The organism is Streptomyces sp. NPDC056061, from assembly GCF_042266885.1.
In the GTDB taxonomy this organism is placed as follows: Bacteria; Actinomycetota; Actinomycetes; order Streptomycetales; family Streptomycetaceae; genus Streptomyces.
On sequence record NZ_JBHJWQ010000004.1, the window covers coordinates 312,589 to 329,356 of the forward strand.

Below are 16,768 nucleotides of genomic sequence, written 5' to 3' on the forward strand. Positions count from 1 at the left end.
AACAGAGAGAGGTAAATCCAATGGCTGGACCCCAGCGCCGCGGAAGCGGTGCCGGTGGCGGCGAGCGGCGGGACCGGAAGGGCCGTGACGGCGGCGCAGCTGCCGCCGAGAAGACCGCGTACGTCGAGCGCGTCGTCGCGATCAACCGTGTCGCCAAGGTTGTGAAGGGTGGTCGTCGCTTCAGCTTCACCGCGCTGGTCGTGGTGGGCGACGGTGACGGCACCGTCGGTGTCGGCTACGGCAAGGCCAAGGAAGTTCCCGCGGCCATCGCCAAGGGCGTGGAAGAGGCCAAGAAGAACTTCTTCAAGGTCCCGCGCATCCAGGGCACCATCCCCCACCCGATCCAGGGCGAGAAGGCTGCGGGCGTCGTCCTGCTGAAGCCGGCTTCCCCCGGTACCGGTGTTATCGCCGGTGGCCCGGTGCGCGCCGTCCTGGAGTGCGCCGGCGTTCACGACATCCTGTCGAAGTCGCTCGGCTCCGACAACGCGATCAACATCGTGCACGCGACCGTGGAGGCCCTCAAGGGCCTGCAGCGTCCCGAGGAGATCGCGGCCCGCCGCGGTCTGCCGCTCGAGGACGTCGCCCCCGCGGCTCTCCTCCGTGCGCGTGCTGGGGCGGGTGCGTAATGGCTCGCCTCAAGATCACGCAGACGAAGTCGTACATCGGCAGCAAGCAGAACCACCGTGACACGCTGCGTTCGCTCGGGCTCAAGCGCCTGCACGACGTGGTCGTCAAGGAGGACCGTCCCGAGTTCCGCGGAATGGTGCACACCGTCCGCCACCTCGTGACGGTCGAGGAGGTCGACTGACATGGCGGAGAACAAGCCGCTGAAGGCCCATGACCTCCGGCCCGCCCCGGGCGCCAAGACCGCCAAGACCCGTGTGGGTCGTGGTGAGGCGTCCAAGGGTAAGACCGCCGGTCGTGGCACCAAGGGCACCAAGGCCCGTTACCAGGTTCCGGAGCGCTTCGAGGGTGGGCAGATGCCCCTCCACATGCGTCTCCCGAAGCTCAAGGGCTTCAAGAACCCGTTCCGCACCGAGTACCAGGTCGTGAACCTGGACAAGCTCGCGACCCTCTACCCCGAGGGTGGCGAGGTCACCGTGGCCGACCTGGTCGCCAAGGGTGCCGTGCGCAACAACCACCTCGTCAAGGTCCTCGGACAGGGCGAGATCTCCGTGGCGCTGCAGGTGTCGGTCGACGCCGTCTCCGGCTCCGCCAAGGAGAAGATCACCGCTGCCGGCGGTACCGTCACCGAGCTCGTCTGAGACGACTCGATGGCCTGAACATCCGACCGGGGATGCCTCTCATATGGGGCATCCCCGGTTGGTCGTTCCTAGGGGGGCATGGTCGCCGGTAAGGTGGCGTGCGTTGTTGTGTGGTAACCCCTGGGCTCCCGCCCGGGGAACCATTGATTTGTTACGTATTCGTCGAACCTCAAGACCGTCACCTCTTCGCATTGCGCGGGGGTCGCAGGAGGCACCGTGCTCACCGCGTTCGCCCGGGCGTTCAAGACGCCCGACCTGCGCAAGAAGCTGCTCTTCACGCTCGGCATCATCGTGATCTACCGGCTCGGGGCGCACATCCCGGTACCGGGAGTGAGCTACGAGAACGTCCAGATCTGTGTGAAACAGGCCACCGAGGGTAACAACAGCCTGTTCGGTCTGGTGAACATGTTCAGCGGTGGTGCACTGCTGCAGATCACGATCTTCGCGCTCGGCATCATGCCGTACATCACGGCCAGCATCATTCTCCAGCTGTTGACCGTGGTGATTCCCCGACTTGAGGCGCTCAAGAAGGAGGGGCAGTCCGGTCAGGCCAAGATCACGCAGTACACGCGGTACCTGACCGTCGCGCTCGCCATCCTCCAGGGCACCGGCCTGGTGGCCACCGCCACCAGTGGCGCGCTGTTCAGCGGCTGCCCGGTCGCCGACCAGATCGTGCCGAACCAGTCCATCTTCACGACCATCGTCATGGTCATCACGATGACCGCGGGCACCGCGACCGTGATGTGGCTCGGTGAGCTCATCACCGACCGCGGCATCGGCAACGGCATGTCGATCCTGATGTTCATCTCGATCGCCGCCAGCTTCCCCGGCGCGCTGTGGACCATCAAGGTCAGCGGCAAGCTCGCCGACGGCTGGATCGAATTCGGCACCGTCATTCTGATCGGTTTCGTGATGGTCGGGCTCGTCGTCTTCGTCGAGCAGGCGCAGCGCCGCATCCCGGTGCAGTATGCGAAGCGCATGATCGGCCGCAGGTCGTACGGCGGTACGTCGACGTACATTCCGCTGAAGGTGAATCAGGCGGGTGTGATCCCCGTCATCTTCGCTTCTTCGCTGCTCTACATTCCCGCCCTGATCGTCCAGTTCTCCAACTCCAACGCGGGCTGGGCCACCTGGATCCGGGACAACTTCGTCAAGGGCGACCACCCCTACTACATCACCGCGTACTTCCTCCTGATCGTCTTCTTCGCCTTCTTCTACGTGGCGATCTCGTTCAACCCCGAGGAAGTCGCCGACAACATGAAGAAGTATGGTGGCTTCATCCCGGGTATCCGGGCTGGTCGACCTACTGCCGAGTACCTGAGCTACGTGCTCAACAGGATCACTTGGCCGGGCTCGCTGTATCTGGGCCTGATCGCTCTGGTGCCGACGATGGCGTTGGCAGGCTTCGGTGGTGCCAATCAGAACTTCCCGTTCGGCGGGACGAGCATCCTGATCATCGTGGGTGTGGGTCTGGAGACCGTGAAGCAGATCGAGAGTCAGCTCCAGCAGCGCAATTACGAAGGGTTCCTCCGCTGATGCGAATCGTCCTCGTCGGACCGCCCGGTGCCGGCAAGGGAACGCAGGCCGCGTACCTTGCCAAGAATCTGTCGATTCCACAGATTTCCACGGGCGATCTCTTCCGTGCCAACATCAGCCAGGGCACCGACCTCGGCAAGCAGGCCCGTGCCTACATGGACGCGGGACAGTTGGTACCGGACGAGGTCACGATCGGCATGGCCAAGGACCGCATGTCCCAGCCGGACGCCGTGAACGGCTTCCTGCTGGACGGCTTCCCGCGCAATGTGGGCCAGGCCGAGGCCCTCGACGCCATGCTGAAGGACGAGGGCACGAAGCTGGACGCCGTCCTGGACCTGGAGGTCCCGGAGGACGAGGTCGTCAAGCGCATCGCCGGTCGCCGGATCTGCCGGAAGGACGGCGCGCACGTCTTCCACGTGACGTACAACCCGCCGAAGGAAGAGGGCGTCTGCGACGTCTGCGGCGGCGAGCTGTACCAGCGCGACGACGACAGCGAGGAGACGGTGCGCACCCGGCTGGAGGTCTACCACACGCAGACCGAGCCGATCATCGACCACTACCGGGCGCAGAACCTGGTGGTCACCATCTCCGCGCTCGGCAAGGTCACGGACGTGACCGAGCGCGCGATGGAGGCCCTGAAGTCCGACAAGGACTGACGGACCACACCCGCAGTACTCGTACAGTCGGCCGCGGCGCCCAGGGGCGTCGCGGCCGACTGTTTGCGCCGTATGGTTGAGTACGGCGCACCGTCACCCCTTCGCCGTCCCCACCGATGCAGAGAGGCGCCGCACCATGGTGCAGATCAAGACCCCGGAGCAGATCGCCAAGATGCGTGAGGCGGGCCTGGTGGTCGCTGCCATTCACGCGGCCACCCGGGAGGCGGCGGTTCCCGGCGCCACCACGGCGGACCTGGACCGGGTCGCCCGCAAGGTGATCGCCGACCACGGGGCGAAGTCGAACTTCCTCGGGTACGGCGGATTCCCCGCGACCATCTGCACCTCGGTGAACGAGGTCGTCGTCCACGGCATCCCGGACGACAAGACCGTCCTCAAGGACGGCGACATCATCTCCATCGACGCCGGCGCGATCGTCGACGGCTGGCACGGCGACGCCGCGTACACGGCCTTTGTGGGCACCGGTCACGCTCCGGAGCTGGTCGAGCTCTCCCGGGTGACGGAGGAGTCCATGTGGGCCGGTATCGCCGCCATGAAGGCGAACAACCGCCTCGTGGACATCTCGAAGGCGATCGAGTCCTACATCCGCCGCCAGCCCCGTCCGGCCACCGGCAAGTACGGGATCATCGAGGACTACGGCGGGCACGGCATCGGCACCGAGATGCACATGGACCCGCACCTGCTGAACTACGTCTCCCGCAAGCGCGGCAAGGGCATCAAGCTGGTCCCGGGCGTCTGCCTGGCCATCGAGCCGATGGTCTCGCTCGGCACCGCGCAGACCGAGGTGCTCCAGGACGACTGGACCGTGATCACCACGGACGGCACCTGGTCCTCGCACTGGGAGCACTCGATCGCCCTCACCGAGCAGGGCCCCCTGGTCCTGACCGCCCCCGACTGCGGCCGGGCGAAGCTGGCGCAGTACGGCATCGAGGCGGCGCCGGATCCGCTGGGCTGAGCGGGACGTCGGCGGGCGGGGCCCGGCGCAGCCGCCCGATGCCTGTGAGGCGCTCCGGCGCCGAGCCCGCGAGGGGGCGTGGGGGTGGGGTCGGCGTCGAGGCGGCGCCGGATCCTTCCCCGAGGTCTTGGGGACCGGGGGAGGCCCCATCGGCCGACCCCGGTGGACGTGCTCGCAGGGCCGTCGGCCCGGTTGGTGGATTTGACCCGCTTGTGGAGGTCTAAGGATCTACTCCGCTGGGCAAACTTGACGGATTCGTCTTTTGGGGTCCGCTGACGTAGACTGACGCGTCGGCTCTCGTGCATCCGTGTGTCCACATTTCCACACGGGCCGCCGGAAGTCGATCAAGGTAGCCGATTCGAAAGGCGAAGCGTGGCCAAGAAGCAAGGTGCCATCGAAATTGAGGGCACCGTGATCGAGTCCCTCCCGAACGCCATGTTCAAGGTGGAACTCCAGAACGGTCACAAGGTCCTCGCGCACATCAGCGGCAAGATGCGGATGCACTACATCCGTATCCTTCCGGATGACCGGGTCGTCGTGGAGCTCTCTCCGTACGACCTGACGCGTGGCCGGATCGTCTACCGCTACAAGTAGATCTTGCCCGCACCGCGCTCCGTCGTGGTGATGGCACTGACCCGGAGAACCTGACATCCCATGAAGGTCAAGCCGAGCGTCAAGAAGATCTGCGACAAGTGCAAGGTGATCCGCCGTCACGGCCGGGTCATGGTCATCTGCGACAACCTGCGCCACAAGCAGCGCCAGGGCTGACGCACGACCCCCTGCATCTCGCAGCACTTCGCGCGACGCATGTAACAACGTACATACGCAGAGTCCGTCCAAGCTTCGGCTGACGACACCTCCGGCGGGGGCCGGGGACCCGGACGTACCACCTCTCGGGAACGAGGGGTCGGCGGTCGGGAGCGGCACTGCGGAAGACCCCCGACATGACAACTGGAGCCATTGAATGGCACGCGTTTCAGGTGTTGACATCCCGCGCGAAAAGCGCGTGGAGGTCGCCCTCACCTACGTCTTCGGTATCGGGCGCACCCGGTCCAAGGAGATCCTCGCCGCCACGGACGTGAACCCGAACACCCGCGTTCGCGACCTCGCCGAAGAGGACCTGGTCAAGATCCGCGAGTACGTGGACGCCAACCTCCGCACCGAGGGTGACCTCCGCCGCGAGATCCAGGCCGACATCCGCCGCAAGGTCGAGATCGGCTGCTACCAGGGTCTGCGTCACCGTCGCGGCCTGCCGGTCCACGGCCAGCGCACCAGCACGAACGCTCGTACCCGCAAGGGCCCGCGTCGCGCGATCGCCGGTAAGAAGAAGCCGGGCAAGAAGTAGTCCTCAGCGGACGCACTGCGGACGTCCGGATCGCCGGAACCCGCAGCAACCAGCGGTCTTCGCTGTAGGACCGATCACCTCCCCTCTCCATCTGGAGTCAAGACATGCCCCCCAAGGGACGTCAGGGCGCTACCAAGAAGGTGCGTCGCAAGGAAAAGAAGAACGTCGCTCACGGCCACGCGCACATCAAGAGCACGTTCAACAACACGATCGTCTCGATCACGGACCCCTCGGGCAACGTGATCTCCTGGGCCTCCGCCGGCCACGTCGGCTTCAAGGGCTCGCGCAAGTCCACCCCGTTCGCCGCGCAGATGGCTGCCGAGTCGGCCGCCCGTCGCGCGCAGGAGCACGGCATGCGCAAGGTCGACGTCTTCGTGAAGGGTCCGGGCTCCGGCCGCGAGACCGCGATCCGTTCGCTCCAGGCCACCGGCCTGGAGGTCGGCTCGATCCAGGACGTCACCCCCACCCCGCACAACGGATGCCGGCCGCCCAAGCGCCGCCGCGTCTGACGTTTTCGCGGAAGCAGTAACGCGGGTCCGGGCGGTACTGCCCCTTCGGGGCGTACCGCCCGTACCCTTGTCAGTACCTGGGGCGTCAAATAGTGGGCGCCCACGACTGAAGGAACGCAACATGCTTATCGCTCAGCGTCCGTCGCTGACCGAAGAGGTCGTTGACGAGTTCCGCTCCCGGTTCGTGATCGAGCCGCTGGAGCCGGGCTTCGGCTACACCCTCGGCAACTCCCTCCGCCGCACCCTCCTCTCCTCGATCCCCGGTGCCGCCGTCACCAGCATCCGGATCGACGGTGTCCTGCACGAGTTCACCACCGTGCCGGGCGTCAAGGAGGACGTCACCGACCTCATCCTCAACATCAAGCAGCTGGTCGTCTCCTCGGAGCACGACGAGCCGGTCGTGATGTACCTGCGCAAGCAGGGCCCCGGCCTGGTCACCGCCGCGGACATCGCCCCGCCGGCCGGTGTCGAGGTCCACAACCCGGACCTGGTCCTGGCCACGCTGAACGGCAAGGGCAAGCTGGAGATGGAGCTGACCGTCGAGCGCGGTCGCGGCTACGTCTCCGCCGTCCAGAACAAGCAGGTGGGCCAGGAGATCGGCCGTATCCCGGTCGACTCCATCTACTCGCCGGTGCTCAAGGTCACGTACAAGGTCGAGGCGACCCGTGTCGAGCAGCGCACCGACTTCGACAAGCTGATCGTCGACGTCGAGACCAAGCAGGCCATGCGTCCGCGTGACGCCATGGCGTCGGCCGGTAAGACCCTGGTCGAGCTGTTCGGCCTGGCGCGCGAGCTCAACATCGACGCCGAGGGCATCGACATGGGCCCGTCCCCGACGGATGCCGCGCTCGCCGCCGACCTGGCGCTGCCGATCGAGGAGCTGGAGCTCACGGTCCGCTCCTACAACTGCCTCAAGCGCGAGGGCATCCACTCCGTGGGTGAGCTCGTCGCCCGCTCCGAGGCCGACCTGCTCGACATCCGCAACTTCGGTGCGAAGTCGATCGACGAGGTCAAGGCGAAGCTGGCCGGCATGGGCCTGGCCCTCAAGGACAGCCCGCCCGGATTCGACCCGACCGCCGCCGCCGACGCCTTCGGCGCCGACGACGACGCGGACGCCGGATTCGCGGAGACCGAGCAGTACTGATCCGCCTCCGGCCGGGGCGTCCGGATTCCTTCCGGGCGCCCCGGGCCGGGGTGAGGCCCCGTCCTCAACCGCCGGACGGCCCCGATCACCATCGGGACCCGTCCGGCTCCTGATCTTCCGCGCGGCGTCCGCCGCGCGGGAACTGACACCGGTACCTGACACGGCCGGTGCAGCACACAAGGAGAAGAACCATGCCGAAGCCCACCAAGGGTGCCCGTCTGGGCGGCAGCGCCGCGCACGAGAAGCTGCTTCTGAACAACCTCGCGAAGTCGCTGTTCGAGCACGGCCGCATCACCACGACCGAGGCCAAGGCCCGCCGCCTGCGTCCGGTCGCCGAGCGCTTCATCACCAAGGCGAAGAAGGGCGACATCCACAACCGTCGCCTGGTGCTGCAGTCGATCACGGACAAGGGCGTCGTCCACACGCTCTTCACCGAGATCGCCCCGCGGTACGAGAACCGCCCCGGTGGTTACACCCGCATCACCAAGATCGGCAACCGTCGTGGCGACAACGCCCCGATGGCCGTGATCGAGCTGGTCGAGGCGCTGACCGTGGCGCAGCAGGCCACCGGTGAGGCCGAGGCCGCCACGAAGCGTGCGGTCAAGGAGGACGCCCTGAAGAAGGACGCCGCCGAGGCCGAGGTCGTCGAGGACGCCAAGCCCGCCGACGCCGACGCCGAGTCCAAGGACGCCTGAGCGTTCTGAGACCGCCGGCCGGGCCCGTACCACCCTTCGGGGCGGTGCGGGCCCGTTCGGTTTTGAGAGGATGCGCGGGTGAGCGACGAGGTGGAGGCCGGGTTCGTGCGGCTGCGGCTGGACCTGGCCTACGACGGCAAGGAATTCTCCGGCTGGGCCAAGCAGACCGGCAGGCGGACCGTCCAGGGCGAGATCGAGGACGCGCTGCGGACCGTTACCCGGTCCTCGCGGACGTACGACCTGACCGTGGCCGGGCGGACGGACGCCGGGGTGCACGCCCGGGGGCAGGTCGCCCATGTCGACCTGCCGGACGAGGTGTGGGCCGAGCACGGGGACAAACTGCTGCGGCGGATGGCCGGGCGGATGGCGCCCGATGTGCGGATCTGGCGGATCGCCGAGGCGCCGGCCGGGTTCAACGCCAGGTTCTCGGCGCTGTGGCGGCGTTACGCGTACCGGGTGTCCGACCGGCCCGGCGGGGTCGACCCGCTGCTGCGCGGGCATGTCCTGTGGCACGACCGGCCGCTGGACGTCGATGCCATGAACGAGGCGGCGGCGCGGATGACCGGCGAGCACGACTTCGCGGCGTACTGCAAGAAGCGCGAGGGCGCCACGACCATCCGCACGCTCCAGAAGCTGGGCTGGGTGCGTGACGGTGCGTCGGGAATCTTGACGGCGACCGTGCAGGCCGACGCGTTCTGCCACAACATGGTGCGGGCGCTGATCGGTGCCGCGCTGTTCGTGGGGGACGGGCGCCGTTCCCCCGAGTGGCCCGCCCGGGTGCTGGCGGCGCGGGTGCGGAACCCGGGGGTGCACGTGGTGCGCCCGCACGGCCTGACGCTGGAGGAAGTCGCCTACCCGGCCGACGACTTGCTGGCCGCACGTGCCGTCGAGGCGCGGAACGTCAGGTCACTGCCGGACGAGAGCTGCTGCTGAGGGCCCGTCGGGGACCGCCCGACGGGCTCCGGGCGGGCCACTCGGGGGAACGGCGCCCGTCCCCCCCCGTGAGTTGGTGGGTCCGTGAGCCCGTCAGCCCTTGAGCCGGTGGGTCCGCCAGCCGGGCAGCCCGTCAGCCCGTCTGGGCGGTGGCGGCCGCGGATGCCTGGAGCTCGCCGCGGTGGCGGATCTGACGGAAGGTGAAGTTCGTCAGGTCGTCGCCGGTGGCGTAGACGTTCTTGTCGGCGGTGGTGACGCTCTTGCCGCTGGTGAAGCCGCTGATCGCGAAGTAGGCGTAGCGGCCGTAGGAGTTGGCGGTGCGGCGGCAGACCGAACCGGGCGGGCAGAAGCCCGGCACGCCGTCGCCGCTCAGCGGGGCGATGCCGCCGCTCGCCTGCTGGGCCACCCGTTTGGCGCGTGCCTCGGTCCGGAAGACCGCGACACCCACCGTGACGGCGACGCCGTCCTTGCTGTACGTGGCCCGGATCACCTGCTCGCAGCCGTTGTCGGCGAGGATCGAGCCGAGGGCGCCCTTGGTGGTGGCCGCGCAGCTCTCCGTCCGCTGGGTGGCGCCCTTGACGTAGACGCGGTCGCCCATGGTCAGCTTCTTGCCGGGGAAGAACGCGTCGACGGTGATCGGCGCCTTGTCCTTCCTCGCGTCGGATACGTAGTCCTTCGGGTCCGGCGGGGGCGGCGGGGCGACCGAGGAGAAGGACGGCTCGGGCTCGGCGGTCTCGTCGGGCAGATCGGCAGGTGCCGGGAGCTTGCCGGCGTTCTTGCCGGAGTCGGCCGGGTCGGTCCTGCCGGTCGCGACGACCGCGGTGGCGACGATGGCACCGACCACCGCGGTGGCGAGCACACCGCCACCGATCAGCAGCCATTTCTTGCGGCGGTTGCGCGCGGCGGACTGATCGGCGAGCGCCGCCCAGTCCGGAGTCTGTGCGTCTCCGGGCCCCCACGAGGGCCCCCCTTGCCCGAAGCTCATGCGGCGATCCTAAGGGATGCCCCGTAACCCCTGGCAGGCGCGCGACGACAGCTACGGCACCTCGTCGCGTTGTCGGGACGGCCGCATGCATCCGGTACGCGGACGTCCCTCCGCCTTGCGATGCACCGCATCCGACGCCGCACGCCGACCCACCAGGGACTACGGGATACCGCTCGGCCTGCGCGATCCGTGTGCCGCAGTGTCCGGATCTTGATCCGAAGCGCGAAAGTGCCCTGTGATCCGGGTAGATGAGGCTTGTCGAAGGTCTCTGCCGTCCCAGCAGGACGGTGCTTTCTGCGCGCAGACCACCGGGTCGCGTCCCAAGTTCGTCGTCTCGGCCGACGCGACGGTCATGGGGTGGTCAGCCGTGCCGGGTCCCGTCTGTCGGCCGATTTCGCTGACGTCACCAGCCGGACCGCCCAGATTCCTGACGACCGCCGCCACGACACCCCCATCCTCGTCCGCACCGATAGCGCCGGAGTAGCCAAAGCGTTCCTGGCTCACCTGCGGACCCTGCGCGCCCGAGGCGTCCACACACCATCCTTCCCGGTCGGACATCCTGTCACCGAGCCGGTTCGCCGCGTGAGCCGTGCCCTGCCCGATGAGGTCTGGCACCCCGCGTCGGAACAGGACGGCACCCGGATTATCGTCCGCCGCGAGCGCCCGCACTTGGGGCGCCCAACTGTCCGTGTTCGACCGCGACGAGGGCATGCGCCACCAGGTCTTTCTGACCGACACCCCCTACGGCGAAGTCTCGCTGCAGCACCTGGAGGTCCGACACCGCGCGCACGTGTCGAGGACCGCATCCGCTGCGGCAAGACCACCGGCTTCGGCCGGTTCCCCACCCGCCGCTTCACCCTCAACCAAGCGTGGCTGGGGCTGTCTCCGGCCGCCACCGCCGTGCTCGCCTGGACCCAGACCCTGCTGCTTGAAGGTGAGTTGGCCACAGCCGAGCCACAAAAGCTGTGCTGCCGGCTGCTGCACGCAGCGCCCGTATTACTCGTGGCGATCCGCTGCCTTCGCCTGCGGATCGCCGTGACCTGGCCCGGGCGGCACGAACTCATCAACGCTTTCGCCCGCCTCACGGTACTACCGCGACCGACTGCCTGACCTGTGGCGCTGTCTCTGCCCGCCTACCACCACCGAGGAACCCGTTGGAGACCCCCGGCCCGAGCGTCGAGCCCAAGCCATGCCGACTCAATGACCACGGGCTTACAGAACCAGTCCTCCGCCACCCCCAGCTCAACTACTCGAAGCGAAACGAGGAGGCTGGCGTACGACGGATACCAGCGGCTGACAGACGGTGCGGAGTCAGGGGCGTTGTGACATGAAGGAGTCGGTTGTGGCGTCGGCGTGTGCCACAGGATCGTTCCAGTCGGTTTCATTGCTCTCACGACCAGCGCCGATGCCGGTGGATATGCGATGCTCCTTCCCATGTTTTCATCCAGCTCAGGGCTCGGATGGAAGAGGGGGGAATAGGGATGTCGTTGCGTGACCTGGTCCGTGACGAGGCGATGGCACGGATGTCTCCGGCGGAACGGTTGGCTCAACTGCGTGCCGCACGGCTGTACTTCCAGCGACCGGAGAGCCCCGGTTTCTTCGTGTCCGAGACGGTGGATGGTCCGATAGTGCCGGTCTTCACCTCTTGGGAGGGGCTGGCTCTGTTCGCGGGAGCATGCGACTGGGCGTCGACCACGGCTGAGGACCTGGTAGGGCTGTTGCCTGAAGGGGTGCGGGCGTTGGTGGACCTGTTGGGGCCGAACCCGTTCTTGTTGGAGGCCTCGATGCTGGAGGAATTGGCAGAGTCGGAGGGGGAGTAGACATGGCAGGGGGCGGAGCGGATGGGCCTGCGCCGGGGGATGGCTACAGGATCGAGATCGCCGAGGTGCGCAAGATCATGAAGCCGATGGAGGAGTCCGTCGTCGCTGCGCACGAGATCAAGCATGACTGGAAGTCCATGGCCCAGGGCATCCAGAACGCGGCCACCGTCGACATCGAGAAGCCGGCCAAGGACCTGCTGTCCGAGTGGGGTTTCGGCATGGGGCGGCTCGCCGAGCACGCCGACTCTATCGTCGAGGGCCTGCGGCAGGCCATTGCGGCCTACATGATGGCGGACCTGCTGCAGCTCGAGAACTTTGCGCCGACCGAGGACAACATTGCCAAACTCCCCTTTGGGGAACACGGTCTGCGTGCGTGGAAGAACGGAGACCGGCCTCATTTCGATCCGCCTCCCGAGATCTACCAGGAGCCGTGGCTCGTCGGTGGTAGCGGCAGCGGTGGCGGTATGGCAGTCACGGGCGAGCCACCCAGCAACCCTCGTTACCGCGTGGCCGGTGAAGGCGGTGAGGGCTGGGTGGTCGACGGCGGTGGAAAGGGCCCTGTCGCATGACGCACAAGGACGCCATGGAGGGCGGCGCTTCTGAGCGCATACCCCCGCACGCCAAGCCCGATGAGGTCATTCCAGGCAAACCAGAGAAAATTGACGACCTGGTAGTCAAGCTCCGTGTCTATGCGGGCGCGTTCAAGGACGGCTACGACAAGCTGACCGACTTGTCCCTGCTGCCCTGGACCGGTGCCGCGGCCGAAAGCTTCCAGGACGCGAGCAAGCGTCTTCCCAGGGAGCTGGAGTCGGCACGCAAGTACTTCACCTCCGCGGCGGGCGCTCTGGATGCCTACGCCGACAAGCTGCGTTCCGTGCAGAAGCGGGTCAAGCCGATCATCGAGGATGCGGACGAGGCAAGGGCTGCGTCGAAGAAGTACTGGGAGAATGTCAGGGCCTACAACGCCGCTGTCGATCGAGGGGACGACACGCTGCCCGAGCGACCGCCGGACGGCGATCCCATCACCGGGTTGGACTCGTGTTATAGCCGGCTCGACAAACTGGAAAGCGAGCTGCAGGGCGTTGTCGACGACTCCAAGGCCAAGCTCGCCAAGGCCGCCGAGAAGGCCCCCAACGCGCCCGAGGGCTGGAACCGCTTCAAGAAGGGCGTCGGGGATTTCTTCGGCGGCATGGGCGACAGCGCCATGGGCATGTGGAAGCAGTTCGAGTACATGGCTGAGGACGGCCCCGGTGGCGCCAGCCTGCAACTGGCGAGCCTGATCGACGGGGCCGCGTACGCCGCGAACCACCCCAAGGAGTTCGCCAACGCCGTTATCAATTGGGAGGAGTGGCAGCGGAACCCCAGCCGTGCCGCCGGCCAGCTCACCCCGGATCTGCTGCTTGCCCTCGCCACAGGCGGAGGGGGTGCGCTGCGGAAGGGCGCCTCGACCGCCAAGACTGCCGCTCAGCGGCTGGCGAGACGCGAGCGGGCGCTGCGTCGCGATGGCAGCGCTGCTGAGCGTGCCGACGGTGAGCCGAACAAGCACGACAAGTGCACCAAGGAGAAGTGCGGAGAGGGCGAGCCGGTCGACGTTGCAACCGGCGAGATGTTCATGTCTGCCACAGACGTCAGTCTGCCCGGCGCCCTGCCGCTGGTATTGGAGCGGCACTACGTCTCTGGACACCCGTGCGGCGGTTGGTTCGGTCCCACTTGGGCGGCCACTCTCGACCAGCGCCTGGAACTCGACGACGCCGGGCTCGTCTACATCGCGGCTGACGGCATGGTGTTGCGATACCCGGTACCAGAGCCAGAGACCCTCACCCTGCCCGTCTCCGGCCCGCGCTGGCCGTTGCGCTGGGACGGCAAACCGGACGGCACCTTCACCCTTACCGTCCCGGAGGAAAATCGCCGCCTGCACTTTGCGCGGCTCCCGGTGGGAGGCCCGGAACTGGCACTCCACGCGATTACCGACCGCAGCGGTGAGGGCGACCGCATCGACTTCGTGTACGACGAGCACGGCGCACCCACCCGGATCACCCACTCCGGCGGCTACCGCATCGTCGTCGACACCGACGCAGCCCTGCATCGCGTCACGGCCCTGCATCTCCTGCACGGCGAGCAACATGAGCACAGCGCCCGGCTCGTCGCCTTCACCTACGATGGCAACGGCGACCTGACCGAAGTCGTCAACTCCACCGGCAAGCCGCAGCTCTACCGTTACGACGAGCACCGCATCACATCCTGGAAGGATCGCAACGGAACCGCGTTCGCCTACGTCTACGACCACCGCGGTCGCGTCCTGCGCACCATAGGGCCGACCGGTATCCTCTCGGGCCGCTTCCACTACGACGACGCCCACCGCACCACCCGCTACACCGACTCCCAGGGCAACGTCACCACGTACGTCCTCAACGAGGCGTACAAGGTCGTCGAGGTGACTGACCCGCTTGGTCACACCACTCGCACTGAATGGGACGAGACCAACCGCCTCCCTCGCACTGTCACCGATGCACTCGGCCACACGACGCGGTACACGTACGACGAAATCGGGAACCTCACCCACATCGAGCGTCCAGACGGAAGCAGCGCCGAGGCGGTCTACGACGAGAACGGCCTCCCTCTGGAGATCCGTGAGCCCGATGGTGTGGAATGGCGCCACACCTACGATGGCCGCGGCGCACGCACCTCCACCACGGACCCGATGGGTGCTACTACGCACTGGACATACGACGAGGCAGGCCACCTCACCTCAGTCACGGACATGCTCGGGCGCACGACGACAGTGACGACGGGCGCGGCGGGGCTCCCGGTGACAGTCACTGACCCCCTGGGACACACCACCCACGTCCGCCGCGGCCCCCACGGCCGCGTCACCGCCCTCACCGACCCACTCGGCCGTACCACCCATTTCGGCTGGACCATCGAGGGCAAGCCGGCCTGGCGTGAGCACCCTGACGGCACTCGCGAGGAATGGAAGTGGGACTGCGAGGGCAACCTCGCCAAACACACCGACCAGGCCGGGCATACCACAGAGTACGCCTATACCCACTTCGACCTTCTCGCCACCCGCACCGACCCCGACGGTGCCCACTACGCCTTCGCCTACGACACCGAACTGCGCCTGGTGACCGTCACCAATCCCCAGGGGCATGAATGGCACTATGAGTACGACGCCGCCGGCCGCCTGGTCGCTGAGACGGACTTCAACGGGGTGACCCGCTCCTACGAGCGCGACGCGGCGGGCCGCCTCACCGCCCGGATGAATGCGCTTGGCCAGACGCTGCGGTACACACATGACGCGATGGGACGGGTGCTCACCCAGCACGACGAGACGACGGACGAGCTGACGACCTTCGCCTACGGTACGCGAGGGGCCCTCGCTCGCGCTTCCAACAGCGACGCAGTTCTGACCCTGGAGCGGGACCTCTTGGGGCGAGTCCTGGCGGAGACGGTCAATGGCCGCACGATCACCTCCACCTACGACGCGGTGGGCAACCGTTTGACTCGTACCACGCCGTCCGGGCTGGCAACGACATGGACGTACGATGCCGCCGACCGACCCCTGACCCTCACGACGGCGGGCAACACCCTTACCTTCACCCACGACGCCACCGGTCACGAGACACAGCGTGCTGTCGGCGGTGTCACCCTCAGCCAACGCTGGGATGCCACCGGCCGAATCACCGTACAGACGGTTACTTCCGCCGCTGATGACCTCATCCAACACCGCACCTACGCCTACCGGCCCGACGGTTACGTCACTCAGATTCGCGAACTTACGTCCGGTACTCGCCGCTTCACTCTGGACCCGGTCGGTCGGGTCACGGGTGTGCAAGCGCACGGCTGGACAGAGCACTACGCCTACGACGCGGCCGGGAACCAAACCCACGCCTCGGTGCCAGGCCAGGAAGCCTCTGGTGAGAGGGAGTTCACCGGATTCCTGGTCCGCAAGGCGGGCCGCACCACGTACGAACACGACGCCGCGGGCCGCCTGGTCCGTAAGACCCACAAGCTGCTCAACGGTCAGACCAGGACGTGGGCCTACGCGTGGAGTGCCGAGGACAAGCTCACGAGGGTCGTGACGCCGGACTGCGAGACGTGGACGTACTCCTATGACCCCCTGGGTCGCCGCATCGGCAAGAGTGACCCGAAGGGCGCGGCTCTCACCCTCACTTGGGATACGACCTGCCTCGCGGAACAGGCCGCCCGGGACGGTGCGATCTGTACCTGGGACCACGCCCCGGAGACTCACCGTCCCCTGACCCAGACGGTCGGCGAAATGGGGACCTCACGCTTCCGCGTCGTGGTCACGGATGCCACGGGGACGCCCACCGAACTGCTCACCCCGGACGGCGAGGTGACGTGGCAGCACCGGACCACCCTCTGGGGAACCCCTGTCCCCGCCCCCTCCGACGCGGAGACCTGCCCCTTCCGCTTTCCGGGCCAGTACGCCGACCCCGAGAGCGGCCTTCACTACAACTACTTCAGGTACTACGACCCGGAAACGGCTCGATTCCTCACCCCGGACCCGCTCGGTCTCACCCCTTCGGACAACCACCATGCGTACCCTCGAAACCCGATCCGGCTGACCGATCCGCTCGGGCTGGCTCCCTACGACCTCGAACCCGAGTCGGAGAAGATCGCGGACCACGCCAACAGTGAAGCGCTCCGCCCCGACGGCAACGGAACGCACTACGTGCGAGGAGTCGACCCCAAGGCCCTGAAGTTCTATGTCGACGGAGTAATCAACGAGCGCATACCCAACATCGAACCGAAATACGGACTGCGAAATGGTCGAGAGGCATTCTGGGACCCGGATAAGGAGGCCGTGGTCATCGTGGACGGTGACGGGGGAACCGTGTTCACCCCCAAAAATGGGTACTCCTACTTCGAAGACCTGGAATAAG

At 67.2% G+C, this 16,768-nt stretch carries 18 protein-coding genes; 17 read left to right on the forward strand and 1 reads right to left on the reverse strand.

Features of this window, described 5'->3' with window-relative positions; genetic code table 11:
* Positions 1–20: 20 nt before the first annotated feature.
* The 13 genes from rpsE to truA all read left to right on the forward strand — a co-directional run bounded on the left by rpsE (position 21) and on the right by truA (position 9,056).
* The gene (gene rpsE, locus ACFC79_RS09485; RefSeq protein ID WP_072485533.1) at positions 21–626 is read left to right on the forward strand and encodes a 30S ribosomal protein S5; all 606 of its coding nucleotides are present in this window, start codon (positions 21–23) and stop codon (positions 624–626) included.
* Complete coding sequence (rpmD, locus tag ACFC79_RS09490) at positions 626–808, forward strand: 50S ribosomal protein L30 (RefSeq protein WP_018550611.1); 183 nt, start codon at positions 626–628, stop codon at positions 806–808. Before rpsE ends, rpmD begins: the two co-directional genes overlap by 1 nt.
* A gap of 1 nt (position 809) precedes the next feature.
* Entirely contained in the window at positions 810–1,265 is a 456-nt protein-coding gene (rplO, locus tag ACFC79_RS09495; protein ID WP_018519290.1) for a 50S ribosomal protein L15, read from the forward strand.
* A gap of 216 nt (positions 1,266–1,481) precedes the next feature.
* A complete protein-coding gene (gene secY, locus ACFC79_RS09500; protein ID WP_376237312.1) occupies positions 1,482–2,801 on the forward strand; it encodes a preprotein translocase subunit SecY in 1,320 nt (439 codons plus the stop codon).
* Positions 2,801–3,457 (forward strand): adenylate kinase, encoded by a 657-nt coding sequence (locus ACFC79_RS09505; protein ID WP_376237315.1) that lies wholly within the window; start codon positions 2,801–2,803, stop codon positions 3,455–3,457. Before secY ends, ACFC79_RS09505 begins: the two co-directional genes overlap by 1 nt.
* A 136-nt stretch (positions 3,458–3,593) precedes the next feature.
* On the forward strand, positions 3,594–4,430 hold the full coding sequence (gene map / locus ACFC79_RS09510) for a type I methionyl aminopeptidase (protein WP_376237318.1): 837 nt from the start codon (positions 3,594–3,596) through the stop codon (positions 4,428–4,430).
* A gap of 372 nt (positions 4,431–4,802) precedes the next feature.
* Entirely contained in the window at positions 4,803–5,024 is a 222-nt protein-coding gene (gene infA / locus ACFC79_RS09515) for a translation initiation factor IF-1 (RefSeq protein WP_003956442.1), read from the forward strand.
* Between the two features lie 60 nt (positions 5,025–5,084).
* Positions 5,085–5,198 (forward strand): 50S ribosomal protein L36, encoded by a 114-nt coding sequence (gene rpmJ / locus ACFC79_RS09520; RefSeq protein ID WP_003956441.1) that lies wholly within the window; start codon positions 5,085–5,087, stop codon positions 5,196–5,198.
* A 196-nt stretch (positions 5,199–5,394) separates the two neighbouring features.
* Positions 5,395–5,775 carry a 30S ribosomal protein S13 gene (rpsM, locus tag ACFC79_RS09525; RefSeq protein WP_148838713.1) on the forward strand — a complete coding sequence of 127 codons (381 nt, stop codon included), beginning with the start codon at positions 5,395–5,397 and terminating at the stop codon, positions 5,773–5,775.
* 104 nt (positions 5,776–5,879) lie between these two features.
* Positions 5,880–6,284 carry a 30S ribosomal protein S11 gene (gene rpsK / locus ACFC79_RS09530; RefSeq protein ID WP_125496499.1) on the forward strand — a complete coding sequence of 135 codons (405 nt, stop codon included), beginning with the start codon at positions 5,880–5,882 and terminating at the stop codon, positions 6,282–6,284.
* A 121-nt stretch (positions 6,285–6,405) separates the two neighbouring features.
* Positions 6,406–7,428, forward strand: coding sequence for a DNA-directed RNA polymerase subunit alpha (locus ACFC79_RS09535; RefSeq protein ID WP_073786804.1), 1,023 nt, complete (start codon positions 6,406–6,408; stop codon positions 7,426–7,428).
* 191 nt (positions 7,429–7,619) lie between these two features.
* The gene (gene rplQ, locus ACFC79_RS09540; RefSeq protein ID WP_376237321.1) at positions 7,620–8,123 is read left to right on the forward strand and encodes a 50S ribosomal protein L17; all 504 of its coding nucleotides are present in this window, start codon (positions 7,620–7,622) and stop codon (positions 8,121–8,123) included.
* A 78-nt stretch (positions 8,124–8,201) separates the two neighbouring features.
* The gene (truA, locus tag ACFC79_RS09545) at positions 8,202–9,056 is read left to right on the forward strand and encodes a tRNA pseudouridine(38-40) synthase TruA (RefSeq protein WP_376237323.1); all 855 of its coding nucleotides are present in this window, start codon (positions 8,202–8,204) and stop codon (positions 9,054–9,056) included.
* Positions 9,057–9,189: 133 nt separating this feature from the next.
* Here truA and ACFC79_RS09550 read toward each other — a convergent pair whose 3' ends face one another.
* Positions 9,190–10,041: a hypothetical protein gene (locus ACFC79_RS09550; RefSeq protein ID WP_376237325.1), complete on the reverse strand. Its 852-nt coding sequence runs from the start codon at positions 10,039–10,041 to the stop codon at positions 9,190–9,192.
* Positions 10,042–10,623: 582 nt separating this feature from the next.
* Between ACFC79_RS09550 and ACFC79_RS09555 the strand changes: the two genes are divergently transcribed.
* The 4 genes from ACFC79_RS09555 (at position 10,624) to ACFC79_RS09570 (ending at position 16,767) form a co-directional block, all read left to right on the forward strand.
* Positions 10,624–11,151: a transposase gene (locus ACFC79_RS09555; protein WP_376237544.1), complete on the forward strand. Its 528-nt coding sequence runs from the start codon at positions 10,624–10,626 to the stop codon at positions 11,149–11,151.
* A gap of 371 nt (positions 11,152–11,522) precedes the next feature.
* Positions 11,523–11,861, forward strand: coding sequence for an SseB family protein (locus ACFC79_RS09560; protein ID WP_376237327.1), 339 nt, complete (start codon positions 11,523–11,525; stop codon positions 11,859–11,861).
* 2 nt (positions 11,862–11,863) lie between these two features.
* On the forward strand, positions 11,864–12,430 hold the full coding sequence (locus tag ACFC79_RS09565; RefSeq protein WP_376237330.1) for a hypothetical protein: 567 nt from the start codon (positions 11,864–11,866) through the stop codon (positions 12,428–12,430).
* Positions 12,427–16,767: a DUF6531 domain-containing protein gene (locus tag ACFC79_RS09570; protein ID WP_376237331.1), complete on the forward strand. Its 4,341-nt coding sequence runs from the start codon at positions 12,427–12,429 to the stop codon at positions 16,765–16,767. Before ACFC79_RS09565 ends, ACFC79_RS09570 begins: the two co-directional genes overlap by 4 nt.
* Position 16,768: the final 1 nt, after the last annotated feature.